The organism is Micromonospora sp. NBS 11-29, assembly GCF_002140155.1.
Lineage (GTDB): Bacteria > Actinomycetota > Actinomycetes > Mycobacteriales > Micromonosporaceae > Micromonospora.
The window spans coordinates 338,812-364,642 of sequence record NZ_NAPR01000003.1 but is presented as its reverse complement, the minus strand read 5'-3'; the positions used below and the strand labels follow the sequence as shown (position 1 = coordinate 364,642).

Below are 25,831 nucleotides of genomic sequence, written 5' to 3'. Positions count from 1 at the left end.
AGCCGCCCGGGACCATCCCCCGGGCGGCTCCGGCCGTTCCACCCACCCGGCTGAGCAAGGAGTTCACGTCTCGGGCGGGAGGGAAAGTTGCTGCCGACGGGATCGGTCGGAGTGAAAATTGTCGACCTGAAGAAAGCCGACGGGGCCACGCTGATTTCTCAGCGTGACCCCGGGATGCCCGACGGTGAACCGGGAGGGCTCAGCGGTTCTTGTAGGCCTCCACCACGGAGACCGGGATGCGGCCCCGCTCGGAAATCTCGTAGCCGTTCTTGGTCGCCCATTCGCGGATGGCGCGGTTCTGCTCGCGGTCCATTCCCGAGGTGCTCGCCCGGGTGGCCCGCCGAGCTGTGCGACCGGGCTCGACCGGCCCACGACCGATCCGCCTGCCAGCGCTGATGTACGGGTCGAGGGCCTTACGCAGGACACCGGCGTTCTCGTCGGAGACGTCGATCGTGTATGCCACGCCGTCCAGGCTGAACTCGACGGTCCGATCGGCCTTTCCGCCGTCGAGGTCGTCGGTCAGAACGGTGATTACTTTCCTTGCCATCGCCATTGCTCCCTGTGTCGGGCGGGGTGTGGCTAAGAGTTTGGCCTACCTGGCGGTAATTCCGCAACAATACCCGCCCCTTCGGTAATCGGTGGGTCGGAAAAACGTGGTGGCGCAATAGGGCGCGGCGTGGGGCCGCGCTGCTCACCGGAGTGGGAGTGGGCTGGGTCACAAGCCGGAACAAGGGGAACGGTTTGTTACTTGAGTCAGACACGCTCAACCAACGTGATGGCAGGTGTTCGATGGCAACTCTTCCGGTACTTCCCCTGACCGACGCCGTCCTGCTGCCCGGGATGGTCATCCCGGTGACCCTCGACCCGACCACCCAGGCCGCGGTCGACGCGGCCCGCGCCACCGGTGACAAGAAGCTCCTGGCCGTGCCCCGCATCGACGGGGAGTACGGCTCGGTCGGCGTGGTCGCCACCATCGAGAAGGTGGGCCGGCTGCCCAGCGGCGAGCCGGCGGCCGTGGTGCGCGGTCTCACCCGCGCCCGCATCGGCTCCGGCGTGCCCGGTCCCGGCGCGGCGCTCTGGGTCGAGGCGACCACGCTCGACGAACCCACCCCGGCCGGTCGGGCCCGGGAACTCGCCCGTGAGTACCGGGCGCTGATGACGTCGGTGCTCCAGCAGCGTGGCGCCTGGCAGGTCATCGACGCCATGGAACGGATGACCGACCTGTCCGAGCTGGCCGACTCGGCCGGCTACGCGCCCTGGCTCAGCCTGGCGCAGAAGACCGAACTGCTCGCCGCGCCGGACGTCGCCGCCCGGCTCGAACTGCTGGTCGGCTGGGTCCGGGAACACCTGGCCGAGCAGGAGGTCACCGAGCAGATCAACAGCGACGTCCGCGAGGGACTGGAGAAGTCCCAGCGTGAGTTCCTGCTCCGCCAGCAACTCGCCGCGATCCGCAAGGAACTCGGCGAGGACGAGCCGGACGGCTCCGCCGACTACCGCTCCCGGGTCGAGTCCGCCGACCTACCGGAGAAGGTCCGCGAGGCGGCCCTGCGTGAGGTCGGCAAGTTGGAGCGGGCCAGTGACGCCTCACCCGAGGCGGGCTGGATCCGCACCTGGCTGGACACGGTGCTGGAGATGCCGTGGAACACGCGTACCCAGGACAACACGGACCTGGCGGCGGCGCGCGCGGTGCTCGACGCCGACCACGCCGGCCTGGCCGACGTGAAGGACCGCATCCTGGAGTACCTCGCGGTGCGTAACCGTCGGGCGGAGCGCAACCTGGGTGTGGTCGGCGGTCGCGGCTCCGGCGCGGTGCTGGCCCTGGCCGGTCCGCCCGGTGTCGGCAAGACAAGTCTCGGCGAGTCGGTGGCCCGGGCGCTCGGACGCACCTTCGTCCGCGTGTCACTGGGCGGCGTGCGGGACGAGGCGGAGATCCGCGGGCACCGGCGCACCTACGTCGGCGCGCTGCCCGGCCGGATCGTGCGGGCGCTGCGCGAGGCCGGCTCGATGAACCCGGTGGTGCTCCTCGACGAGGTCGACAAGCTGGCCGTCGGCTACGCCGGCGACCCCGCGGCGGCCCTCCTGGAGGTGCTCGACCCCGCGCAGAACCACACCTTCCGCGACCACTACCTCGAAGTCGACCTGGACCTGTCCGACGTGCTGTTCCTGGCCACCGCCAACGTCGTGGAGGCCGTCCCGGGCCCGCTGCTGGACCGGATGGAGCTGGTCACCCTGGACGGCTACACCGAGGACGAGAAGGTCGCCATCGCCCGCGACCACCTGCTGCCGCGGCAGCGGGAGCGCGCCGGGCTGACCGAGGAGGACGTGACCGTCGCCGACGAGGCGCTGGCGCTGATCGCCGGGGAGTACACCCGGGAGGCCGGTGTCCGGCAGCTCGAACGTGCCCTGGCCAAGATCCTGCGCAAGGTCGCGGTCGCGCTGGCCGCCGGTTCGGCACCGGTCCGGGTCGACGCCGACAACCTGGTCCGTTACCTGGGCCGGCCGAAGTTCACCCCGGAGTCGGCCGAGCGCACCGCGGTTCCCGGCGTGGCGACCGGCCTGGCCGTCACCGGCGCCGGTGGTGACGTGCTCTTCATCGAGGCCACCGGCATGGAGGGCGAGCCGGGGCTGACCCTCACCGGCCAGCTCGGGGACGTGATGAAGGAGTCGGCGCACATCGCCTGGTCGTACCTGCGGGCGAACGGCCGGCGGTACGGGCTGGACCCGAACGCCCTCGCCGGGCGGCGGATCCACCTGCACGTCCCGGCGGGGGCGGTGCCCAAGGACGGGCCGAGCGCCGGCATCACCATGGTGACCGCGCTGGCCTCCCTGGTGACCGGCCGGCCGGTGCGGCCCGAGTTCGGGATGACCGGCGAGGTGACGCTCTCCGGTCGGGTGCTGCCCATCGGCGGGGTGAAGCAGAAGCTGCTCGCGGCGCACCGGGCCGGCCTCACCGAGGTGATCATCCCGAAGCGCAACGAGCCGGACCTGGACGACCTGCCGACCGAGGTCCGGGAGGCGCTGACCGTCCACGCCCTGGCCGACGTGGCGGACGTGCTCGCGCTGGCGCTGCGTCCGGCCGACGTCGACGCGGAGACGCTCGGCGGCCAGCCACTCGCCGCCGCCTAGCGTGAGGTGAACGGAAGGGGCTCCGTGTTAAGCGGGGCCCCTTCCACCTCCTCAGGCGTTAAGAAGGGGCCCCGCCTTACCTCCGGTCGGTGTCGTCGCGGTCCCGGCGGACGGTGGCCTTGCGGCCCTTGATGGTGCTGCCGCGCAGGCCCTGGATCACCTCGTCCGCCAGCGCCTGCGGCACCTCGACCAGGGCGAACCGGTCCGCGATCTCGATCGAGCCGATGTCCCGCCCGCTGACCCGGGTCTCCCCGGTGATCGCGCCGACCAGGTCCTGCGGCCGTACCCCGGCCCGCCGGCCCAGTCCGATGAAGACCTGGGTGGTGGCGCCGCCGGCGCGGGCGCGGGCGCCGCCACCGCCACCGCGTCGGTCCCGGCTGTCGTACCCGGGCCGTGCCTCCCGGTTCGGGCGGACGGCGACCTGCGGGATCTCCTCCTCGTCGGCGGTGCCGGGCAGGGTGGCCTCGTGCGCCAGCCGGACCGCGGCGAGCGCGACCTCCATCAGGTCGAACTCGTCGGTCAGCGACTCGACGATCGCCCGGAACGGCTCCAGGTCGTCCTCCAGCAGCGACTCCCGCACCGCGGCCTGGGTCAGTTCGAAGCGCCGGGTCCGCAGGTCCGCGACCGTCGGGATCTTGTCGACCGCGATCCGCTGGCCGGTGACCCGCTCGATCGTCTTGAGCATCCGATGCTCGCGCGGCTCGGCCAGGGTGATCGCCACGCCCTCCCGCCCGGCCCGGCCCACCCGACCGATCCGGTGCACGTACGACTCCGGCGCCGACGGCACGTCGTAGTTGACCACGTGGGTGAGCTGCTCGACGTCCAGCCCCCGGGCGGCCACGTCGGTGGCGACCAGCAGGTCCGCGGTGCCGGCGCGCAGCCGCCCCATCACCCGGTCCCGCTGCTCCTGGCTCATCCCACCGTGCAGCGCCTCGGCCCGGTAGCCGCGGCCGTTCATCGTCTCGGTGAGCCGGTCCACCTCCTCCCGGCTGCGGCAGAACACGATTGCCGCGGTGGGCGACTCCACGTCCAGCACCCGGCCCAGCGCGGCCGGCTTGTGTGCCCGCGCCACCAGGTACGCGCTCTGCCGCACCCGGGGCGCCGCGCCGGCGACCGGTCGCTCGCGCTCGATCTGGATCCGCACCGGGTCGGTCAGGTGCTGGCGGGCCAGCCCGTCGATCCGGGCCGGCATGGTGGCCGAGAAGAGCACCGTCTGCCGGCCGGCGGGGGCGTGCTCCAGGATCGCCTCGATGTCCTCGGCGAAACCCATGTCGAGCATCTCGTCCGCCTCGTCGAGCACCACGGTGGCCAGCGAGCCCAGCCGCAGCGTGCCCCGGGCGATGTGGTCCAGCGCCCGGCCGGGCGTCGCCACGACCACGTCCACGCCGTGGTCGAGCGCCCGCAACTGCCGGCCGATCGGCTGCCCGCCGTAGATCGGCAGCACCCGGGCGCCCAGGTCCTTGCCGTAGCGGTGGAACGCCTCGGAGACCTGCACGGCCAGCTCCCGCGTCGGCACCAGCACCAGCGACACCGGGTCGCCGTCCGCGCGCCCCACCGGCATCCGGTGCAGCAGCGGCAGGGCGAACGCGGCGGTCTTACCGGTGCCGGTGGCCGCCTGCCCCAGCAGGTCCTGACCGGCCAGCAGGGGCGGGATGGCCTCCCGTTGGATCGGCGTCGGCTCCTCGTAGCCGAGGCTGGTCAGCGCGCCCAGCAGTTCGGCGCGCAGCCCGAGATCCGCGAAGGCGGCGGTGTCCTCGGCGTCGGCGGGGATGGCGGGGTCGGTCGGGGTCGGTGCGGCGTCCATGTGTCAAGCCTTTCATCACCGCCGGACGCGGGTCGCGGCGACCGGGGCAAACGTTGACCGCGCCACCCGCCCGGCCGCGGCGGCGACTAGCCTGATCCCGTGCGGACGGTGGAACTGCTCTGCTCGGAGGAGCTGGACGCGACCGTGCGGGCGGCCTGGAGCCGGCTCGCCGCCGCCGGGCTGCCCAGCCTGGCCCGCAACACGCATCCGACGAACCGGCCGCACCTGACGCTCGCCTCGGTCGACGAGTTCCCGCCCGGGGCCGAGCGGCGCCTGGCTGACCTCTGCGACGCGGCGCTGCCCCTGCCGGTGCGGCTGGACCGGGTGGCGGTCCTCGACGGCAGCGCCCCGCTGGTCTGGCTGGTGCGCCCGACGCCCCAACTGGCCGCGTTGCACGGGGCGGTCTGGGACGTGCTGGCCGAGGCGTCCGGTCCGCATCCGTGGCACCTGCCGGGCCGGTGGGTTCCGCACCTGAGTCTGGCGTTGCGGTTCCGGGGCGCGGACCGCCGTCGCGCCCGGGCGGTCGCCGGGTCGGACCGGGTGGCCGGGGAGTTCGTGGCGGCCCGCAGCTACGACGGGGACACCCGTACGGTGCGCGAGCTGACCGCGGCCCGCCCGCGCACCGGCGGCTGACCCGGCGACCTGCCGGCCGGGGCGGCCCGTGGTCGACGCGACGGCCGGTGTGGCGATCCGGTCAGCGGTGGACGCGCAGATAGTCGAACTCCGCTGTCACCGCGGGCGTCGCCCCGCCGTGCGCCACCAGTCCGATGCGCGGTGTGGTGTCCGCCGGGAACGTCCAGACCGCCCCCCACGTCCAGCGCTNCCCGGCTCGACCCCGCCCGGAACTCGTGCTCGCCGGTGACCGGGTCGAGCCGATGCGCCAGCCGCAGCCACGTCGTGGTGCCGGGGGTGCCGACGATGCTGCCGCCGTACACGGGCTGACCGGCGAAGGGCAGCTCGTAGCCGTACTCGACCTGTCGGGTGTTCCAGATCGCCACCTGGGTCAGCCGGGCGAACCGGTCGTCGTCGACGTACGCGACCAGACCGGCCTGCTGGTAGTTGCGTACGACGTCCTCGCCCAGGTCCAGCGTCACCTTCGTCTCGGCGACGTAGTCCCCGGCCGGCGCGTCGCGCAGGAGCACCCCGGCGGTGTTGCCGGTGCCGGAGAGGTCGGCGTCCTGCACCGGCCAGCGCAGCGCGCCGTCGGACACGGTGGCGGCCGGGTCGGGGCGGACCCACCGCCAGGCCGGGTCGAGCCCGTCGCCGAACTCGTCGGAGTAGCGGCGCAGCACCGGACCGACCCGGGGCTCGGCGACGGTGTGCCGCACCGGCCGGTACAGGCGGACGGCGCTGACGTTGTCGAACTCGGCCGCCCCGCCCTCGGCGCGTGCCGACACCTCGCCGGTCGCGGCGCGGGGGAGCCGAGCCGTCACCCGGGCGACCGGGTCGCCGAGCCGGGACGGGCCGAGCGTGGCGACGAGCTGCCGCCCGCGTACCTCGATCGCGAGGTTGTGGCGCTCGCGCAGGTCGGTGCCGGCGGGCAGCGGGACCGCGGCCGCGCCGGCGGTCAGCCGGCCGCGCCCGACGCGGACGTCCACGCCGCCGAGGCGCAGCCCGGCGGTGGTCGCGCCGGTCAGCCGCAGGTCGGTCTCGACCCGCAGGTCACCGGCGACCGGGGTACGCGAGGTCAGCGTGCCGCTGCCGGTCAGCACCCCGGCGGCGGCCTGCCACCGGCCGTGCTCGGCCCGCCAGCCGCGTAGGTCCGGCGTGGCGAAGCGGGCGTCGATCGGGCCCGTGGTGACGGGCGCGGGCCGGGCGGTGTCGGAGGGGCCGGCGCCCGCGTTCACGGTGGGCCACCCGCCGATCCAGTCGAGGCGGTCCAGCAGCATCGGCCGCTCGTTGACGCCGAACGGCTCGTCCAGGTACGGGTCGGTCCGGTCGATCGCGTGGTAGGCGATCCAGTCCTGCCCGGCCAGGTCGGTGAGGACCGCGTTGTGTCCGGTGCCGATCCACCGGTTGCCGTTCTGGGTGAGCACCGGCGTACCCCCGGCGCGGGAGGCGTCGAGGCGCTGGCCCTCGCGGTCGACGAACGGGCCGCGCGGGTCACGGGCGCGGCCGACCTGGACGGAGTAGCCGGTGGCCGGGCCGGCGCAGCAGTTCGCGGTGGAGGCGAAGAGGTAGTACCAGCCGTCGCGGCGCAGCGCGTAGGCGCCCTCGAACTTGTTGTCGATCGCGACCGGGGTCGGCGTGCCGACCGCGCGCAGGCCGTCCGGGGTGAGTTCGGTGACCGAGATGCCGCCGTAGTAGCTGCCGAAGTAGAGCCAGGACCGGCCGTCGGCGCCGGTGAGCTGGCTCGGGTCGATGGTCCACAGGTAGCCGCCGCCCGCACCGGGCCGCGGCGCGACCACCGGTTCGTCGGCGAACGTCCATGGGCCCGTCGGGCTCGGCGCGGTGGCGACCCCGACGGCGGTGTCGAAGGTGTCGTCGGAGGCGGTGGTGTCGGTGACGGTCAGGTACATCACCCACCGCCCGCCGATCCGGCGCACGTCGGGCGCCCAGAACGCGGCCCCGGGCGCGGCGTAGGCGGGTCGCTGGTCGGGGGTGAAGGCGTCGCCCACGTACGTCCAGTCGACCAGGTCGGCGGAGCGGGCGATCGGCACCCGGTGCGCCCGTCCCTCACCCTCGCGCAGCGGGTCGGAGGTGCCGAAGGCGTACCAGAGTCCGTCGTCGCCGCGGACCACCACCGGGTCGGCGAAGGTGTCGGCGAACCCGGTGGAGACCGGGTTGCGGTAGCGGTCGGGCCCGGCGGCCGGCGCGGGCGCCGCGCCGGCGAGCAGGAGCGTGAGTACGGCGGCGAGCACGCCGCCGCTGCGGAGGTGTCCCATCGGGGCCTGCCTGGGGTAGACGGAGGTCACTGCGGTGCACACGTTTGTACAACGTTGGAGACAACGATGTAAAGGACCCGGTGGGGCACCTTCGGGGGAGATGGGGGACTTGATCCCGGTCGGGCCACTCTGAGTGGTTACGTTCGGTGCAGAACTTGTGACGCACTGTTTCGTGGAGAGGGGCGGAGACCATGCGAGTTCCCAGCCGAAGCCCCGGACGCCAGCCCGGTCCCGTAGTCGCGTCCACCACTGTCGTCCGTCGGCTGCCGTCGGGCGGCCGGCGGGCCGTGGACGTCGCGCCCGACCTCGCGGCGTACCGGGCGGCCGTGGCGGAACTGCTGGTCGAGATGGGCGCGCTGGCGGACGCGCCGTCGGCCGCCGCCCGGCAGGTGCTGCTCGACCAGCGGCTACGCGAGCCGGCCATCGCGGCGGTCCTCGACGCCACTGGGCAGGGGCTGGTCGGCGCCCGGGAGACGCTGCTGCTGGAGATGGCCCGCTACCAGCCCAACCCGCGCAGCTCGGCGCAGGACCTGACCGCGCTGGTCCGGATCTACCTGCTCTCCCGCATCGACGTGCTGTGGTGGCGGGACAGCCCGACCTTCCTCACCGACGAGCAGGTGCGCACCAGCACCGACCTGGTCGACCTGGAGTGGCTGCGCCGTCGCGGGCTGCTCGACTTCCGTTACCAGGAGCAGCCCGCCACGATGCTGGGACGCGGGCTGCGGGCGGCCCGGCGGCGGCTGCGCCCGGACGCCACCCCGCACACCGCCGGGCTGCTGTTCCGGCGGGCCCGCCGGGAGATGGTCGCGTTCCTCAACGACCTCGGGCGGGAGTTCGCCACGACGGCCCGGCCCGGCACGCCGCCGCTCTGGGTGACCAGCCTGGCCCGCAGCGCCGAGCACCAGCACCGGCTGCGCCGGCTGGGGTACGCCGCCATGATGCCCAGCGGGCACTGCCTGGGCTGGGCGGCCGACGTGGAACTGGACTGGTACCGGCGGTTCGGCGCCCGGTCCACCCTGGCCGGCCTGCTGCTGACGCGGCAGGAGGCCGGTGAGGTGAACGTCGTCGACGAGGGCCAGGCGTGGCACGTCTGTCTCGCACCCGCCGCCCGCCGTCGGTTCCGGCAGGCGTACGAAACCGAGATGGGGGTGTGACGCGGTGTGCGGGATCGCGCTGAGCATCGGCCCGGAGGCCGACCCGGCCACGTTCCGGCGGATGCTGGCCGCGCTCGCCCCGCGCGGTGAGGTGACCGAGACCCGGCGGGAGAACGGCCTGTTGGCCGGCGTATGCCGGCTGCGTGTGGTGGATCGGGACCGGGCCGTGCAGCCCTGGGTCTCCGCCGACGAACGGCACCTGCTCTGCTACAACGGCGAGGTCTTCAACCACCACGAGCTGCGCGCCGTCCTGACCCGGCTCGGGCACCGCTTCCGCACCACCGGCGACACCGAGGTGGTGCTCGCCGCGTTCCGGCAGTGGGGTGAGGACGCGGTGCGTCGGCTGCGCGGGGAGTACGCGTTCGTGGTGGTCGACCGCGACGGTGGCCGGGCGTACGTGGCCCGGGACCCGCTCGGCGTGAAGCCGCTCTACTGGTCCCGCCGACCGGGCTGCCTGCACCTCGCCTCCGAGGTCAAGGCGCTGGTCGGGCACGGCGCGCCGATCGGTGAGGTGCCGCCGGGGCACCACGGCTGGGTCGACGCGGACGGACCGGTCCGACTGCGCCCGCACGTCGACCTGCTCACCCTCGGCGCCGACCTGCCGGTGATCGACGACCCGGACGAGGCCGCCCTGCTCGTCCGGGTCGCGCTCACCGACGCCATGCGGATCCGGTTGGACACCGACCTGACCGTCGGCGTGGTGCTCTCCGGCGGCCTGGACAGCTCACTGGCGCTGCTGCACGCCCGGGAACTGCACCCCGACTGCGTGGCGGTGACCGTGGGCGCACCGGACAGCCCCGACGTGGCGTACGCCCGGCGGCTCGCCGCCGACCTCGGCGTGGCGCACGAGGTGGTCGAGCTGCGCCCGCGTGACATCCGGCTGGCCGACGTGCGCGAGGCGATCCGCATCTCGGAGCTGACCGAGTACGGCGACATCATCAACGCGGTGGTCTCGGTGCCGATCTTCCGGCGGCTGCGCGAGCTGGGCGTGCGGGTGGTGCTGACCGGGGACGGCTCCGACGAGGTCTTCGGTGGTTACCCGATGTACCACCGGGTGGGTCCGGAACGGTCCCGACGGCTCTTCCTGCACAAGATCCGCAACCTGTGCCGGACCGAGTTGCAGCGGGTGGACCGGGCGAGCATGGGGCACGGGGTCGAGGCCCGGGTGCCGTTCCTCGACCTCAGCGTCGTCGAGTTGGCCATGCGGCTGCCGCTGGACCTGAAACTGCGCGACGGCCAGGAGAAGTGGATCGTCCGGCGGGCCTTCGCCGACGTGCTGCCCGACTACGTCCGGCGGCGGCCGAAGAACCCGATGTCGTACTCGTCCGGGCTGCACGAGCGGGCCCGGCTCTACAAGCCGCTGTTCGCCCGGCTGCACCGCTCGTTCGGCTACGACCTGCTCGAACCGGTCCGGCGGGACTTCGACAGCGTGCTCACCCGTTGCGGTGACGACCTCGACCGGGCCATCGCCGACGGTCTGGCCCGGCCCGACTACACCGTGCTGGAGCACGCCCGTGACCTGGTCGGCGCCGCCCGGTGGAACGCCGCGCCGATGGTCCGCCGGCTGGTCAACCCGCGTCGCACCCGCGGCGGCGACGAGGCGCCCCTGCCCGGGTGAGCGCGGTCAGCGCGGCAGATCCACGTCGGCGGCGACGCCGGTGACGGGGTCGAGGCTGCGGACCGTCGCGCCCGGACGCAACCGGGCGTCCGAGGCGTACCGGCGGGTCAGCTCCCGCTCGGCGGCGGTGTCGCCGCGGTCGGCGGCCAGCAGCAGGGCGGCGATCTCGTCGACGAGCGTGAGGTCGGCGCCGGTCAGGTCCTCGGTCATCGCCCCGAACCTGTCCCAGAGCAGCACCTCGTCCTTGTGCCGGTGGGCCAGCTCCAGCAGCACGTAGTCGTGGATGAACCAGTCGCCCCGGAACGGCAGGGACGGGTCCACCCCGTACGTGTCCGGGTCGACGCGCCCCGCCCGGTACGCCTGCCACACCCGGGCCGCCGAGTCGAAGTGCCCGGCCTCCGGGTCGATGTCGTAGCCGTCGAACGGCCGGTCGTCGGCGGGGTCCAACTCCGGGTCGGACCAGACCCAGCGCTCGCCGTTCCACCACTCCGCGAGCACGTGGTCGTGGTGCCAACCCGCCACGAAGTAGCTCGCGAAGCCGACCCGGCTGCGGGCCGGCACGCGGTGCTGGCGCAGTGCGGCGACCGTGAGCAGCGTGTGGTCCCGGCAGCAGCCGGCGACCCGCTCGGCCGCCGGACGCGGCGCGTTCAGCGGCAGCGGGAACCGGGACCGGTCGGCGTCGAGGATCCGGTCCAGCCAGCGCAGGTTGACCTGGCCCCGGCGGGCGTCGGTCAGGTCGACGCCGCCGGCGCGGTAGTGGACGATCACATTGCGCGCGGTGGCCGCGGCGCCGGCGAGGTCGGCGGGCGCGGCGTCGAGTCGGGACGAGTGGTGGCGAGGGTCGCTGTAGGGGGAGTGGGACCGGTAGTCGTCGACGTCCATCCGGCGATTGTGGACCCGGGAGGCGGCGGCCGGGGGCCCGGCGGCGACATTGTCGACCCCGGTCGCCCGATGGACAGCGGCCGCCGTCTCTTCTAGCGTCGCGGGCATGCGGAGGACCGTCGTCGCCACCGGGCTCGCGCTGCTCCTGCTCGCCGCCGGGTGCGGGGAGAGCCACGCCCCGGCCGCGCCGGCCGGCGCCGGCGCCCCGACCGCCTCCCGGCAGGACCCCGCCCAGGCCGAACGGACCCTGGCCAGCCTGCGCAAGGTCGACGACCTGCCGCTGTACGAGATGACCTACGTCGGCGACTACGACCCGACCGCCGGGGTGGCCGGCGCCACCCCGCCGAGCCCGTTCGGCTGCTCGCTCTTCGCCGCCCTCGCCGACCGCGACCGTCCGCTGTTCGCCCGCAACTTCGACTGGGAGCCGAACCCGGCGCTGGTGCTGCGCACCGACCCGCCGGACGGCTACGCCTCGATCTCCCTGGTCGACATCTCCTACCTGGGGGTGGCCGCCGACCCGGCCGGGGACCGGCGGCTGCTCGACGCGCCACTGCTGCCGTTCGACGGGATGAACGAGCGCGGCCTCGCGGTCGGGTTGGCCGCCGACGACGGCGCGCGGGCCGAGCCGGTGCCCGGGCGGCCCACCGTCGGCTCGGTGCGCATCCTGCGGCTGGTGCTCGACGCCGCCGCCACGGTGGACGAGGCGCTCGCCGTGTTCGCGCGCTACAACCTGGACTTCGACGGCGGACCACCGCTGCACTACCTGCTCGCGGACGCGACCGGCGCGTCGGCAGTGGTGGAGTTCGTCGACGGGAAGCTGACCGTGGACCGGCGCCGTGGTCCGTGGCAGGCGCTGACCAATGTGCCCGCGGTCGGGGTGGCCGACCCGGACCTGCGCCGCGACCACCGGTACGGGGTGCTGGCGAAGGAGCTGGACCGCACCGGCGGGGTGCTCGACGCGCCCGGCGCGTTGCGCCTGCTCGACGCCGTGCGGCAGCCGCACACCCGCTGGTCGGTGACGTACGGGTTGCGCAGCGGCGAGGTGCGGCTGGTCACCGCGGGCGGCGGCACCCGGGACTACCGCCTGCCGATGAGCTGACCCGGCGCGCTCCACCCACCCGCACGGGGGTGCCCACCGCGTCGGTCAGACGATCGGCTGCCGGTGTCCACGGGCGAGCGCCCGCAGATCCGGCTCGCCGAGCCGCTCGACCAGCGCCGCGAACCGGGCGGCCTGGTGCGGACCGAAGCGCGTCACGATGGTGGCGTAGGTGGCGGCGGAGACGAACGTGGGCGGCGTCGTCTTGCTGTGGAACTTGTCGGCGTACATGACCAGTTCCTCCTCGGCGGTGACCGGGGTGTAGTCGGCCACCGGCAGCGGGAGGCGTTGCCGGCGCACGTCCTCGCGGGTGATCCCCACCCCGGTGTGGCGGGAGCAGAACCGGGCGATCGGCTCCGGAAGCCCGGCCTCCCGCAGCAGCGCGTGCCCCAGCACCCCGTGCCGGACGTAGTTCTCCCGGTCGAACCGGCCATCGGGGCCGTGGAGCCGGTAGACCCCGACGTCGTGCAGCAGGCTGCCCGCCCGCACCAGGTCGACGTCCAGATCGGCGCCGTGCCGGTCGAGCAACCCCTCGGCGATGTCACACACGATCCGGCAGTGCGTCCACACGATCCGGAACGCGTCCGCCGTCGGTGCGAGGTCTTCGTGCAACGCCCGGATCTGCTCGTCGGTCGGCACGCCCGTCCGGTGATNGGCCCGGCTCCCCCGTGGGAGCCGGGCCCGGCGGTGGCGTCGGTCAGGTCACCAGCTCAGGTAACCGGCCTGGGTCTGCACGTTCAACTCGGGCACCCGGATCAGTTGGGCCAGCCAGGTGCGCGGATCGCGCAGCTCCAGCACGTCCAGCCCCTTCTGGATGTCGCTGGAGTAGATGTGGCCGTTGTACCAGTAGGCGGACCAGGAGCCGCCGGTGCGCAGCTGGGTGGCGTCGAGCGGGCCGCGCTCCCAGTAGGCGATCTCCTTGGGCTTGCGGGAGTCGGTGAAGTCCCACACCGAGATGCCGCCCTGGTACCACGCCTGGACCATGATGTCCCGCCCGGGCACCGGGATCAGCGAGCCGTTGTGCGCCACGCAGTTCTCGGTGTCCGCGTTGACCCGCGGGATCTTGTAGTAGCTGCGGAACGCCAGCTTACGGGCGTCGCCACGGCCGGTGATGTCGTAGATGGCGTCCGCGCCCCGGTTCGGCCCGACCTCCTCGTTGCAGGTCGCCGCGCCGCCGCCGCCCAGCTCGTCGGTGAAGACCACCTTCGTGCCGGAGTTGTTGAACGTGGCCGAGTGCCAGAACGCGAAGTTCTCGGTGTCGGTGACCCGCTCGATCACCCGGGGCGCCTCCCGGTTGGCGATGTCCAGCAGGATGCCGTCGCCCATGCACGCGCCGGCGGCCAGGTCCTTGGCCGGGTACGCGGTGATGTCGTGACACCCCGTGGTGGCGGACTTCTCACCCGGGACGCCCGGGTAGCCGCCGTCCGGGAAGAGGTTCGGGGTGGCGACCACCGCGGCCGAGGTGGGGCTCTTCACCGGCACCTTGACGATGGAGATGGAGTCGTGCGGCGGTTGGCAGTCCGGGAACTCGGCGCGCGGGCTGTACGACGAGACGTACAGGTAGACGTCGCGCCGGTCCTTGCCCGGCACCAGCGTGTGGGTGTGCGAGCCGCACGCCGTCTCCACCGACTTGATGTAGCGCGGGTTGCGCTTGTCGCGGATGTCGAAGATCTTGATGCCCTCCCAGGACTCCTTCACCGAGGCGGGCTGGGTCGTGCTGGCGCAGGAGTCGTCGGAACGGGACGAGTCGGTGGACAGGAACAGCAGGTCGCCGCTGACCGAGATGTCGTTCTGCGAGCCGGGGCAGAGCACCTGCGACACGATCGTCGGGCGGTTCGGCCGCGAGACGTCGTAGACGACGAAGCCGTCGTAGTTGCCGACGAACGCGTACCGGCCCTGGAAGGCGGCGTCGGTGCCGAGGGCGGCGGAGGTGTCGAACGGGGCCTGCTTCGGCAGGTTGGCCACCTGGCGCAGGTTGGGGCTGCTGGAGATCTCGTCGACCCCGGGGACGGCGGTGTCCACGGTGGCCGGCGCCGCATGGGCGCGGGGGATCGCCTGGGCGCTGCTCGGCGGCGCGGCGACCGTGCCGGCGAGCAGCAGGCCGGCAGCGGCGAGGCTGACGGTCCGGGTACGGGACAGATGGATGCTGATCACCGGCACACCCTTCGAAAGGGGATGATGACGCGGCATACCTTACCTATTACGCATCATCATCAATGTGACCGCGGTCACATCAGGGAACTTTCGTCTATGGATAGGATCGCTGTCACCTCGACCGGAGGGAGAGCCGTATGACCGGCCGCCAGGCGCGCGTGGGGTTCGCTGTCACAACGCTGGTGGCGCTTCTCGTGCTCGGCGTCGTGGTGGTGCGTGGTCGCGACGACACCCGCCCGGTGGCGGCGCGGCCCGGCCCGGTCGCCACCGTCGCGTCCGCGCCGGTCGCCACCGTCTCGGCCCCGCCGGTGCTGGTGCCGGGCCGTCCGGGGGAGCCGGCTGCCACCCGCGACGGCGGGCAGGTCCGCGACGCCGCGCCGCCGAGGTTCAACGGCCTCGACGTCTGGTACGTCCGGATGATGATCCCGCACCACGAGCAGGCCCTGGCGATGGCGAGGCTCGCCCCGGAGCGGGCCGAGGACCCGCGGGTCCGCGCCGTCGCCGACCGGATCCGCGCCGCCCAGGGGCCGGAGGTCGGCGTGCTGCGGGCCTGGCTCAGCGCCCGCGACCTACCCGCCGAGGTTCCCGGCCACGACCACGGCACCATGCGCGGGATGCAGTCCGCCGAGGCGATGCGGCAGCTCGCCGACGCCCGGGGCGCGGCGTTCGACCGCCTCTTCGTGCGGATGATGACCGCCCACCACCGGGGTGCCGTGACGATCTCCACCGACCTGCTCAAGGTCGGCGTCGACCAGCCCATGCAGGAGTTCGCCAACGCCGTGGCCGTCGAGCAGTCCGCGGAGATCGCCCGTATGGGCGTCCTGTCGCCATCCTGACCCCACCCCGGCGATCGTGGGTGGGGTCGACGCGATCAGGGGCGCCCGACCGGCGGACCGCCCGGGTCGCCCTCACCGCCGCCAGCGGGGGCGGTCGTGGTGGTGGTCTCGGTCGGCGGAGTGGTCTCGACCGGCGGAGAGCTGGTGGCCGGTGCGCTGCTCGGCGCGGTCGGCAGGGTCGACGGGGTACTCGACGGGCTCGGCTCGCCCGACACGCTCGGCGACGCGCTCGGCGTCACCGACGCCGAGGTCGAGGGGCTGCCGTTCGGGCCGACCGGGCGGTAGGTGAAGTCGTCGGTCGTCGACGGCTGGCCGGTGACGGCGGTGTCGGCGACCGAGCTGGTCGGCGCCACCGCGGGCCGGGTGGTGTCGAGCTGGGTGGCCGGCGCCTCCGCGTCCTTGGCCGCGGCGAGCAGCGCGCCCAGCGCGGTCATCGCGACCAGCACCGCACCCAGCGCGCCGATCAGCGTGCNGTCGCGCGGTCGGCTCGTCGTCCCCCGCCCGCCCGGCGGCGGCGCCGCGCAGCGCCACCGTCGCGGTGGACGATCCGGTGCCCGCCGCCCGCGCCGCGTCGGCCATCGCGGCGGCGCTCGGGTAGCGGTCGGCCGGGTCCTTCGCCAGCGCCCGGGCCACTAGCTCGCGCACGGCCGGCGGGATCTCCGCCGGCAGCTCCGGCGGCTCGTCGTCGAGGTGACGCACGGCGACCTGGAGCGGATTGTCGCCGGTGAACGGCGGGCTGCCGGTGAGGCAGCAGTAGGCCACCGCGCCGAGCGCGTACACGTCGGTGGCGCCGGAGACCGGACGGCCGGCGGCCTGTTCGGGCGCCATGTAGAGCGCGGTGCCGGGCACGGCGTTCGTGCTGGTGATGCTGGTGACGTTGGTCGACCGGGCCACCCCGAAGTCGACCAGGACCACGGTGCCGTCCTCCTGCACCAGCAGGTTGCTCGGCTTGACGTCCCGGTGGACGATGCCCCGGCCGTGCGCCCCGTGCAGCGCCTGCGCCACCTGGGCGACGATCGACAGGGTCTCGGCGACCTCGAGATGCCCGGCGGCTTCGATCCGCCGGGACAGCGGTTCGCCCGCGACGAACTCCATCACCAGGTAGTCGGCCCGGCTGCCGTCGGGCAGCTCGTCCTCGCCGCAGTCGAAGACCTGGACCACGCCGGGGTGACGCAGCGAGGCCATGATCCGCGCCTCGGAGCGGAACCGGGCGATGAAGTCGGGGTCGGAGACCAGCGCCGGCAGCAGCACCTTCACCGCCACCTGACGGCCGAGCACCAGGTCCTTGGCCCGCCAGACGTCGCCCATGCCGCCGGTGGCGACACGGTCATCCAGGCGGTACCGACCGCTGAGTACGACGTCGGAGGTGAGCATTCCCATACCGTACCCACAGCCGTCGCGGAGTATTTCCCGCGATCTCTTCCGACGCGTTCGGCGAGCGGCCCCGGGGTGATCCACCGAACGGTTGGCGACCCGGACGCCGGTGGGCGGACGGTGACCGGCCCGGTACGATCGGCCAGTTATCACCGGTCTCGCGACGGTTGTCCGTCCGTTGGCGGGTGATCCGCCCGTTTCGTGATCGCCGACAGCGCCGACCGGGTGGTCTTCGTTACACCGACACGCCCGGTCAGGGCGTAGACGTTTCTCTCCCTTTCCCCGGCCGTCGGTGCCTTGTCGCCCGGCCGGTCGCCTTCTAGCGTCGGCCCGGCTCCCGGCCGTCCCACCACGCCGGTACGGTATGTCGGCCGGCCGCTGTGCCGTGCGGCAGTTTCCATGGGCGTGCCGGTCCCCGTACCGGTGCCGATTAGCTCAGCCGGGGGGCCGAGGGTGCGGATGGCGGTGTGGTCTCCCGCGCGGGCGGACGCCCCGCCCGCGGCGGTGGAGCGGCCGTGACCAGGGAACTGCCCGAGGCGGTCGCCGCGGCGCAGGCCGGTGACGAGGAGGCGTTCCGGTTCCTCTACCGCACCCTGCAACCCGCCTTGCTGCGCTACCTGACCACCCTGGTGGGCGCCGACGCGGAGGACGTGGCCTCGGAGACGTGGTTGCAGATCTCGCGCGACCTGCCCACGTTCACCGGTGGCGAGTTCCGTGCCTGGTCGGTCACCATCGCCCGCAACCGCGCCATGGACCACCTACGGCGGCAGCGGCGTCGACCGGTGGTGCCGGTGCCGGTCCAGGCCCTCAACGACCTGGCCGCGGAGACCGACACCGCCGACCGGGCCGGCGAGGCCATCGCCACCGAGAGCGCCCTCGCCCTGATCCGCACGCTGCCACCGGCCGAGGCCGAAGCGGTGATGCTGCGGGCCGTCATCGGCCTCGACGCGGAGACCGCCGGACGGGTGCTGGGCCGGCGGGCCGGGGCGGTGCGCACCGCCGCGCATCGCGGACTGCGCCGGCTGGCGGCGCTGCTGGAACGCTCCGCGCCGGACGACGCGCCGCAGGTCACCCCGCCGCGTCCCCGCACCGACCGCCCGGCGCCGCACGCCCCCTCGGCCGAGCCGGCGGAGGGCTGACATGAACGACGACATGAGTTCCCGCCGGCCCGCCGGGCCCGCCGACCGGGCCGGGTCCGACCGGCTCCTCGACGCGGCGCGGACCGGCACGTCACCGCAGGCCGGTGCGGACCCGCTGACCCGCCTGCTCGCCGCCGCGGCGTCCCCGGCCGCCCCGGGCGAACTCGCCGGCGAGGAGCGGGCGCTCGCCGCGTTCCGGGCCGCCCGTGCGGCGCCCGCGCCGGTTCCCGCCCGCCGCCCGCGCCGCCGCCTTCGGCTCGCCGCCGCGTTGGCCGGACTCGCCGCCACCACGGTCGCCGGCGTGGCGTTCGCCGCCGTGCGCCTGGACCGGAGCCCGGAACCGGTGCTCCCCCCGGTTCCGACCACGACCGCCACCGGGCCGACCGCCACCGGCCCGACGGGCGACGGCCCGACCGGCGCCGGACCGTCACCGACCGGTCCGTCGCCGACGGCGTCCGGCGCGACACCGTCGGCCACCCCGAGTTCCGGGAGCGGGTCGGCGGCGCCGCCGGTCGCGGGCGGGATCGCCGGTCAGTGCCGCGCGTACCTGGCCAAGTCGGACCGGCAGCGGGCGAAGGCGCTGACCACGCCGGGCTTCGCCGACCTGGTCGCCGCCGCCGGTGGCCCGGACCGGGTGGAGAGCTACTGCCGGGCGGCATCGGCGACGCCGTCGCCGACGGCCGACGACGGGACCTCCCCGTCGGCGTCTCCGTCTCCGTCGAAGAAGCAAAAACAAAAACAGAACGAGGACCAGGACCAGGACGAGGACCAGGACTGAGTCGTCCGGCACCAGCAGATTCCGGACAAAAATTCATCTCCCCCGGCGCGCGGATTCCTTCTGCTAGACAGAGGATGGTGGGACGCGCGGGTCCGTGCCGTCCGGCCGGGCCCCGGGCGACCGGTGTGGTCGCCCGTCTCCGGGAGAGGAGCCGTCGCATGGTGATGTCGCCGGAGTTGGACCGGGCGACCGTGCTGGGGGACGAGGCCGCGGCCCGTGGCCACCTGGCCCGGATCTGCTTCAAGACCGGGCCACCCAGGTTGATCGGCGTCGAACTGGAATGGACCCTGCACGACGCCGCGGATCCGACCCGTCCGGTCGACCGCGAGCGACTGCGCAAGGCGTTGGGACGGCACAGCCCCGCCACCGTCGACCCCACCAGCCCGACCGAGGAGCTCCGGCACGGCGGAACCGTGACCGTGGAGCCCGGTGGGCAGGTGGAGATCTCCACCCCGCCGCGACCGTCGGTCGCCGCGCTCATCCAGGCCACCGAGGCCGACGTCGCCGAGCTGCGAGCCCGGCTGGACGCCGCCGGCCTCGTGCTGGGCCGCACCGGAATGGACCCGTGGCGCTCCCCGCGGCCGGTCGTGGAGACGCCCCGCTACCGGGCCATGCGTGACGTCTTCGACCGGCGGGGCCCGGCCGGGCGGACGATGATGTACAGCACCGCCGGGCTCCAGGTCTGCCTGGACGCCGGCGAACCGGAGCAGGTGGCGCAGCGCTGGGCCGCCGCGCACGCCGTCGGTCCGCCGCTGCTGGCCGCCTTCGCCACCGCCGACCGGCACGCCGGCCGGCCCACCGGGTGGGCGTCCGCCCGGATGGCCGCCTGGCTGGCCATCGACCCGGCGCGGACCCGCCCGGCGTGGTCGCCGGACGACGCCGACGGTGACCCGGTTGCCGCCTGGACCGGATACGCGCTCGACGCGCCGCTGCTCTGCGTCCGTTCCGACGGCCCGGACTGGACCCCGCCGGAGGGCGTGACGTTCGCCGACTGGCTGGCCGGCGCGCTACCCCGTCCGCCCACCACCGACGACCTGGAATACCACGTCAGCACGCTGTTCCCGCCGGTACGCCCGCGTGGCTACCTGGAACTGCGCTACCTGGACGCCCAGCCCGGCCGGGAGTGGACCGTGCCGCTGACGGTGCTGGCGGCGATCTTCGCCGACCCGGCCACCACCCGCGACGCGTTGACCGTCGCCGGTCCGGTCGCCGACCGGTGGAACGCGGCGGCCCGGCACGGCCTGGCCGAGCGGCCGTTGGCGACCGCCGCGGCGGCCCTGCTCGACCTCGCCCTCGCGGCCCTGCCCCGGCTGGAGCTGCCAGCCGGACTGCACGACGAGACCCGACGAGCGATCCGGCGGCGTCGTGCCGCCGTGGAGAGGGGACACCGGTGACGACGACCGAGCACCCGGGCACGGACGCCGGGCGGCTGCGCGCCCGGATCGCCGCGGAACTGGAGCGCACCCGCGCCCGCACCGCGCTGCTGACCGACGCGGTGGACGACGACGACCTGGTCCGGCAGCACTCCACCCTGATGTCGCCGCTGGTCTGGGACCTGGCGCACGTCGGCAACCAGGAGGAGCTGTGGTTGGTCCGCGACGTCGGCGGGCGCGAGCCGGTGCGCCGCGACATCGACGACCTGTACGACGCGTTCAAGCAGCCCCGCCGGGACCGGCCGTCGCTGCCGCTGCTGCCCCCGGCCGAGGCCCGCGCCTACGTGCGCACGGTGCGGGACAAGGTGTACGACCTGCTGGACGGCATCCGCTTCACCGACCGCCGACTGGTCGAGGACGGCTTCGCGTTCGGCATGATCGTGCAGCACGAGCAGCAGCACGACGAGACCATGCTCGCCACCCACCAGCTGCGCGCCGGTGCCCCGGTGCTGGAGGCCCCGCCACCGCCCGAGCCCCGGGCGGGCGTCGGTGGGGAGGTGCGGGTGCCGGCCGGGCCGTTCACCATGGGCACCTCCACCGACCCCTGGGCGCTGGACAACGAGCGCCCCGCGCACACCGTCGACCTGCCCGCGTACGTCATCGACGCGACGCCGGTGACCAACGGGCAGTACCGCGCGTTCATCGCCGACGGTGGGTACGACCAGCCCCGCTGGTGGAGCGAGGCCGGCTGGCGGCACCGGGTGGAGGCCGGTCTGAGCGCGCCGCTGCACTGGCGGCGCGACGGCGACGGCTGGGCGTACCGCCGGTTCGGCCGCTGGTCCGCGGTGCGCGACGACGAGCCGGTGGTGCACGTCTGCTGGTACGAGGCGCAGGCGTACGCGGCCTGGGCCGGCAAGCGGCTGCCCACCGAGGCGGAGTGGGAGAAGGCGGCCCGCTGGGACCCGGCGACCGGACGCTCCCGCCGCTACCCGTGGGGCGACGAGGAGCCGACCACCGCGCACGCGAACCTGGGGCAGCGGCACCTGTGGCCGGCGCCGGTGGGCGCGTACCCGAGGGGCGCCTCGCCGCTGGGCGTGCACCAGTTGATCGGCGACGTGTGGGAGTGGACGGCGAGCACGTTCCGCGGGCACCCGGGGTTCACCGCGTTCCCCTACCGCGAATACTCCGAGGCCTTCTTCGGCGATGAGCACCGGGTGCTGCGCGGCGGCTCGTTCGGCACCGACCGGTCGGCGTGTCGGGGCACGTTCCGCAACTGGGACTACCCGATCCGGCGGCAGATCTTCAGCGGCTTCCGCTGTGCCCGTGACGCCGGCGGCGAGGAGTGAACCGGCCCGATGTGCCGTCACCTCGCGTACCTCGGCCCACCGGTCACCCTGGGGAGCCTGCTCCTCGACCCGCCGTACGGGCTGCTGCGGCAGTCGTGGGCGCCGCGCGACATGCGCGGCGGCGGCACCATCAACGCCGACGGGTTCGGGATCGGCTGGTACCCGGCGGGCGCCGATCCGGTCCGCTACCGGCGGGCCCAGCCGCTGTGGAGCGACACGACGCTGCCGGAGCTGGCCGCGGTGACCGCCACCGGGGCGGTGCTGGCCGCCGTCCGCTCCGCCACGGTCGGCATGCCGCTGCACGAGACCGCCGCCGCGCCGTTCGCCGAGGGAAGCTGGCTGTTCAGCCACAACGGCGTGGTCCGGGGCTGGCCGGACACGTTGGTCCCGCTCGCCCGGGACCTGCCCGTCCGTGACCTGATCACGCTGGACGTGCCGACCGACTCGGCGGTCGTGTGGGCGCTGGTGCGGCACCGGCTGCGGTCGGGGGCGGCGCTCGACGAGGCGGTGGCGGGCACCGTGGCGGCGGTCGCCGAGGCCGCGCCCGGCTCCCGGCTGAACCTGCTGCTCACCGACGGCTCGACGGTGGTGGCCAGCGTGGTCGGGCACGCGCTGTCGATCCGGCGCGGTCCCGGTTCCGTGCTGGTGGCCTCCGAGCCGTCCGACGACGACCCCGGCTGGCAGGCGGTGCCGGACGGGCGCCTGGTGGTGGCGACCACGGCCGGGTTCGAGGTACGCGAGTTGACCACTGACGGAAGGGACCGTTCATGAGCGCGGAGCCGCTGGAGATCCACCTGGAGGAGCAGGACCTGGACCGAGGGCTGCGGGAGGACGTACGGGTCGGGCTGACCGCGACGCCGAAGTGGCTGCCGCCGAAGTGGTTCTACGACGCCCGGGGCAGCGAGCTGTTCGAGGAGATCACCCGCCTGCCGGAGTACTACCCGACCCGGGCCGAACGGGCGGTGCTGGTCGCGCACGCGGCCGACGTCGCCGCGCTGACCGGGGCGAAGACGCTGATCGAACTGGGGTCGGGCTCGTCGGAGAAGACCCGGCTGTTGCTGGACGCCCTCACCGGGCACGGCGACCTGGGCACCTTCGTGCCGCTGGACGTCTCGGTCAGCGCGTTGCGCTCGTCCACCGCGCAGATCGCCGCCGCGTACCCCGGGTTGCGGGTGCGGGGCATCGTGGCCGACTTCACCCGTCACCTGGACCGGCTGCCCACCGGTGGCCGGCGGCTGGTGGCGTTCCTCGGTGGCACGATCGGCAATCTGCTGCCGGGGGAGCGGGCCGAGTTCCTCACCACCCTGCGCGCGGCGCTGGAGGCCGGCGACTGGCTGCTGATCGGCACCGACCTGGTGAAGGACCCGGGCGTGATCGTCCCCGCCTACGACGACGCGGCCGGGGTGACCGCCGAGTTCAACCGCAACGTGCTCCGAGTGATCAACCGGGAGTTGGGCGCGGACTTCGACGTCGCGGCGTTCCGTCACGTGGCGGTCTGGGACCCGGCGCGGGAGTGGATCGAGATGCGGCTGCGGGCCGAGCGCCCGACCCGGGTACGGGTACTGGATCTGGACGTCGGGTTCGCCGCCGGGGAGGAGTTGCGCACCGAGGTCTCGGCCAAGTTCCGGCCGGCGGGGATCGCGGCCGAGCTGGCCGCCGCCGGGTTCGCCCGGCAGGCGTTCTGGACCGATCCGGACGGGCTGTTCGGGGTGAGTCTGGCCCGCGCCGACTGAGACCCGCCGGTGGCCCCGGCCACACCGGTTGACCGCGGCCGGCGGGCATCGGCTAGGGTTGTCCGCGCGAAGGGGAGTAGCCCCCAATGTCGTGGTCGACACACTGGTGCGTTCCGCATCCGGCCACGCGGCCCCGGTTCCCGGGGCGGGCGAGACCTTCGACTCAGGCTGTCGCAGCCGGGTCGAGGGCACCCCTGTCTCTCCTCCCGGCTTGATCGGGAAGGTTCACATGGAGGGTTTCCTCGTCGCGCTGGTGGTCAGCTTCGGCGTCATTTTCGTCGCCGAGCTGGGGGACAAGTCCCAGCTCATGGCCCTGACGTTCGCCACGCGTTTCCGGCCCGTGCCGGTGCTCATCGGCATCACCATCGCCACCGCGATCGTCCACCTGGCCTCGGTGGCCATCGGCGTCGGCCTCAACGCGGCCCTGCCCACGGGCTGGATCTCGCTCGTCGCCGGTCTGGCGTTCCTCGGCTTCGGCGCCTGGACGCTGCGCGGCGACAAGCTGACCGAGGAGGAGAAACGCAAGGCCGAACGCGGCACCAGGTCGGCCATCGTCGCGGTCGGCGTCGCGTTCTTCCTGGCCGAGCTGGGCGACAAGACCATGCTGGCCACCATCACGCTGGCCACCAAGTACGGCTGGTTCGGCACCTGGCTCGGCTCGACGCTGGGCATGGTCGCCGCGGACGCGTTGGCGATCCTGGTGGGCCGGATGCTCGGCCGGCACCTGCCGGAGCGGGCCATCCGGTACGGCGCGGCCGTGCTGTTCGCCATCTGCGGCCTCTGGCTGATCTTCGAGGCGATCACGGAGCTGAACTGAGTCGGCCGATGATCGGGGCCGGCCCCGATGGGTAAGTGTCCTGAGGTGGCGCCGCGGGCGCCGCGGCCAGGATTTTCCGACGACCGGGAGGTTGCGCGCATGAGCAGGCACGACGAGCCCAACGAGTACGGCTTCGCCGGGGGCGCCACCGCGCCGCAGCCGCCGCCCGGCGGTCGCGCGGACGAGCAGGACCGGGCCGAGCAGGTCGCGGTCCCCGGTGACGACCTCACCGGGCCGGTCACGGACGCGCTGGAGGAGAGCGAGGGGCCCCGGGAGGACCGCCCGGCCGAGCGCCGCCGCTGACCGACCGCGTGCCGGCCGCCGTCCCCGCGCTCGGGGGCGGCGGCCGGCGTCGCGTCAGCCGGACGGCCGCTGGTAGACGTCCGGCACGCCGTCGCCGTCGGCGTCGCGGGTCTCCCGTTCGCTGATCCGCCGGTGGGCCCGGTTGCGTCGCAGCAGCACCACCGAGGCCAGGACGGCGGCGGTCAACGAACCGAGCAGCACCGCCGCCTTGACCCGCTCGTCCGCCGGGCTGCCCGGGCCGAAGGCCAGTTCGCCGATCAGCAGCGACACGGTGAAGCCGATGCCGGCCAGCAACGCCAGCCCGGCCAGGTCCGCCCAGGTGATGTCCTCGTCCAGTTCGGCGCGGGTGAACCGGGCGAGCAGGAATGTCGACCCGAACACGCCGATCACCTTGCCCAGGACCAGGCCGCCGGCCACCCCGAGCACCACCGGGTCGCGCAGGACCTCGCCCAGGTCGACGTCGACCAGGGAGACCCCGGCGGCGAAGAAGGCGAAGACCGGCACGGCCAGCCCGGCGGAGATGGGTCGCCAGCGGTGCTCCAGCCGCTCGGCGAGCCCCGGCTGTCCGCCCCGGCCGGTCAGGACCGGCACGGTGAAGCCGAGCAGCACCCCGGCCACCGTGGCGTGCACACCGGAGGCGTGCACCAGCACCCACGCGGTCACCGCGAGCGGGATCAGCGCCCACCACCAGGTGCGCCGCCGTTGCACCAGCAGCCCGAACGCGGCGACCGCCAGCAGCGCGCCGAGCAGCGGCAGCGGGTGGAAACCGGCGGTGTAGAACACCGCGATGACGGTGATCGCCAACAGGTCGTCGACCACCGCGAGGGTGAGCAGGAAGGCCCGCAGCCCCGGCGGCAGGTGGGAGCCGATGACGGCGAGCACGGCGAGCGCGAAGGCGATGTCGGTGGCGGTCGGGATCGCCCAGCCGCGCAGGCCCGCGCCGCCGGCGCCCGCCGTGACCGCCACGTAGATCAGCGCCGGGACCACCATGCCGCCGACGGCGGCCACCACCGGCAACGCGGCGCGCCGGGGGTCGCGCAGGTCACCGGCGACGAACTCGCGCTTGAGTTCCAGCCCGACCACGAAGAAGAAGATCGCCAGCAACCCGTCGGCGGCCCAGGCGGCGAGGCCGAGGTCGAGGTGCAGCGCGGCCCCGCCGGGCCAGGGCACCCAGTTGCCCAGCGCCGCGTACGCGCCGCGCCAGGGCGAGTTGGCCCAGACCAGGGCGAGGACCGCGCCGAGCAGCAGCAGCCCGCCGCCGACCGTCTCGGTGCGCAGCACGTCGGCCAGGAAGCGCGCCTCCGGCCAGGAACGGCGGGCGAGCAGGCGGGAGTGGTGCGGGGCGCGGTGTGTCATCCGGGGTCCGTTCGGAAGCAGGGGTCGACGAAACGATCGCCGACCAGGCTTCCCGGC

At 74.1% G+C, this 25,831-nt stretch carries 21 protein-coding genes and 1 pseudogene; 14 read left to right on the top strand and 8 right to left on the bottom strand.

What is annotated here, in order from left to right; translation table 11 throughout:
• Positions 1-199 precede the first annotated feature (199 nt).
• Entirely contained in the window at positions 200-547 is a 348-nt protein-coding gene (locus tag B1205_RS02945) for a histone-like nucleoid-structuring protein Lsr2 (RefSeq protein WP_089154383.1), read from the bottom strand.
• A gap of 242 nt (positions 548-789) precedes the next feature.
• Here B1205_RS02945 and lon point away from each other — a divergent pair, with 242 nt between their 5' ends.
• The gene (gene lon, locus B1205_RS02940; RefSeq protein ID WP_089154183.1) at positions 790-3,126 is read left to right on the top strand and encodes an endopeptidase La; all 2,337 of its coding nucleotides are present in this window, start codon (positions 790-792) and stop codon (positions 3,124-3,126) included.
• A gap of 76 nt (positions 3,127-3,202) precedes the next feature.
• Here the strand turns inward: lon and B1205_RS02935 are convergent, their stop codons facing one another.
• Entirely contained in the window at positions 3,203-4,930 is a 1,728-nt protein-coding gene (locus B1205_RS02935; protein WP_089154182.1) for a DEAD/DEAH box helicase, read from the bottom strand.
• Positions 4,931-5,029: 99 nt separating this feature from the next.
• On the opposite strand from B1205_RS02935, the gene B1205_RS02930 reads away from it, so the two are divergent.
• The gene (locus B1205_RS02930; RefSeq protein ID WP_089154181.1) at positions 5,030-5,563 is read left to right on the top strand and encodes a 2'-5' RNA ligase family protein; all 534 of its coding nucleotides are present in this window, start codon (positions 5,030-5,032) and stop codon (positions 5,561-5,563) included.
• Here B1205_RS02930 and B1205_RS02925 read toward each other — a convergent pair.
• A complete protein-coding gene (locus B1205_RS02925) occupies positions 5,500-7,815 on the bottom strand; it encodes a family 43 glycosylhydrolase (protein WP_254909662.1) in 2,316 nt (771 codons plus the stop codon). The genes B1205_RS02930 and B1205_RS02925 overlap by 64 nt on opposite strands.
• Before the next feature lie 191 nt (positions 7,816-8,006).
• Here B1205_RS02925 and B1205_RS02920 point away from each other — a divergent pair, with 191 nt between their 5' ends.
• The gene (locus B1205_RS02920; protein ID WP_089154180.1) at positions 8,007-8,969 is read left to right on the top strand and encodes a hypothetical protein; all 963 of its coding nucleotides are present in this window, start codon (positions 8,007-8,009) and stop codon (positions 8,967-8,969) included.
• Positions 8,970-8,973: 4 nt separating this feature from the next.
• Positions 8,974-10,587 (top strand): asparagine synthetase B family protein, encoded by a 1,614-nt coding sequence (locus B1205_RS02915; protein WP_089154179.1) that lies wholly within the window; start codon positions 8,974-8,976, stop codon positions 10,585-10,587.
• A gap of 6 nt (positions 10,588-10,593) precedes the next feature.
• Here B1205_RS02915 and B1205_RS02910 read toward each other — a convergent pair whose 3' ends face one another.
• On the bottom strand, positions 10,594-11,469 hold the full coding sequence (locus tag B1205_RS02910; protein ID WP_089154178.1) for a transglutaminase domain-containing protein: 876 nt from the start codon (positions 11,467-11,469) through the stop codon (positions 10,594-10,596).
• A gap of 106 nt (positions 11,470-11,575) precedes the next feature.
• Here B1205_RS02910 and B1205_RS02905 point away from each other — a divergent pair, with 106 nt between their 5' ends.
• Positions 11,576-12,568 (top strand): linear amide C-N hydrolase, encoded by a 993-nt coding sequence (locus tag B1205_RS02905; RefSeq protein WP_089154177.1) that lies wholly within the window; start codon positions 11,576-11,578, stop codon positions 12,566-12,568.
• Between the two features lie 45 nt (positions 12,569-12,613).
• Here B1205_RS02905 and B1205_RS02900 read toward each other — a convergent pair whose 3' ends face one another.
• On the bottom strand, positions 12,614-13,204 hold the full coding sequence (locus tag B1205_RS02900; RefSeq protein WP_089154176.1) for an HD domain-containing protein: 591 nt from the start codon (positions 13,202-13,204) through the stop codon (positions 12,614-12,616).
• A 63-nt stretch (positions 13,205-13,267) separates the two neighbouring features.
• A complete protein-coding gene (locus B1205_RS02895; RefSeq protein ID WP_089154382.1) occupies positions 13,268-14,719 on the bottom strand; it encodes an LVIVD repeat-containing protein in 1,452 nt (483 codons plus the stop codon).
• A gap of 137 nt (positions 14,720-14,856) precedes the next feature.
• Between B1205_RS02895 and B1205_RS02890 the strand changes: the two genes are divergently transcribed.
• Entirely contained in the window at positions 14,857-15,555 is a 699-nt protein-coding gene (locus tag B1205_RS02890; RefSeq protein ID WP_089154175.1) for a DUF305 domain-containing protein, read from the top strand.
• Between the two features lie 35 nt (positions 15,556-15,590).
• On the opposite strand, the pseudogene B1205_RS02885 reads toward B1205_RS02890, so the two are convergent.
• A pseudogene (locus B1205_RS02885) lies at positions 15,591-16,935 on the bottom strand (protein kinase domain-containing protein).
• A 509-nt stretch (positions 16,936-17,444) separates the two neighbouring features.
• On the opposite strand from B1205_RS02885, the gene B1205_RS02880 reads away from it, so the two are divergent.
• From B1205_RS02880 to B1205_RS02845, 8 genes are all read left to right on the top strand, one after another.
• Positions 17,445-18,068 (top strand): RNA polymerase sigma factor, encoded by a 624-nt coding sequence (locus B1205_RS02880; protein WP_089154174.1) that lies wholly within the window; start codon positions 17,445-17,447, stop codon positions 18,066-18,068.
• A gap of 1 nt (position 18,069) precedes the next feature.
• Positions 18,070-18,846 carry a hypothetical protein gene (locus B1205_RS02875; RefSeq protein WP_254909709.1) on the top strand — a complete coding sequence of 259 codons (777 nt, stop codon included), beginning with the start codon at positions 18,070-18,072 and terminating at the stop codon, positions 18,844-18,846.
• Between the two features lie 158 nt (positions 18,847-19,004).
• Positions 19,005-20,240 carry an ergothioneine biosynthesis glutamate--cysteine ligase EgtA gene (gene egtA / locus B1205_RS02870; protein ID WP_089154173.1) on the top strand — a complete coding sequence of 412 codons (1,236 nt, stop codon included), beginning with the start codon at positions 19,005-19,007 and terminating at the stop codon, positions 20,238-20,240.
• Entirely contained in the window at positions 20,237-21,565 is a 1,329-nt protein-coding gene (egtB, locus tag B1205_RS02865) for an ergothioneine biosynthesis protein EgtB (RefSeq protein ID WP_089154172.1), read from the top strand. Before egtA ends, egtB begins: the two co-directional genes overlap by 4 nt.
• 9 nt (positions 21,566-21,574) lie before the next feature.
• The gene (egtC, locus tag B1205_RS02860; RefSeq protein WP_089154171.1) at positions 21,575-22,336 is read left to right on the top strand and encodes an ergothioneine biosynthesis protein EgtC; all 762 of its coding nucleotides are present in this window, start codon (positions 21,575-21,577) and stop codon (positions 22,334-22,336) included.
• Positions 22,333-23,298 carry an L-histidine N(alpha)-methyltransferase gene (gene egtD, locus B1205_RS02855; protein ID WP_089154170.1) on the top strand — a complete coding sequence of 322 codons (966 nt, stop codon included), beginning with the start codon at positions 22,333-22,335 and terminating at the stop codon, positions 23,296-23,298. The genes egtC and egtD overlap by 4 nt, the downstream gene beginning before the upstream one ends.
• Positions 23,299-23,527: 229 nt before the next feature.
• A complete protein-coding gene (locus B1205_RS02850) occupies positions 23,528-24,115 on the top strand; it encodes a TMEM165/GDT1 family protein (protein ID WP_089154169.1) in 588 nt (195 codons plus the stop codon).
• 99 nt (positions 24,116-24,214) lie between these two features.
• On the top strand, positions 24,215-24,418 hold the full coding sequence (locus B1205_RS02845) for a hypothetical protein (RefSeq protein WP_089154168.1): 204 nt from the start codon (positions 24,215-24,217) through the stop codon (positions 24,416-24,418).
• Positions 24,419-24,472: 54 nt separating this feature from the next.
• Here B1205_RS02845 and nhaA read toward each other — a convergent pair whose 3' ends face one another.
• Positions 24,473-25,774 (bottom strand): Na+/H+ antiporter NhaA, encoded by a 1,302-nt coding sequence (gene nhaA / locus B1205_RS02840; RefSeq protein WP_089154167.1) that lies wholly within the window; start codon positions 25,772-25,774, stop codon positions 24,473-24,475.
• Positions 25,775-25,831 lie beyond the last annotated feature (57 nt).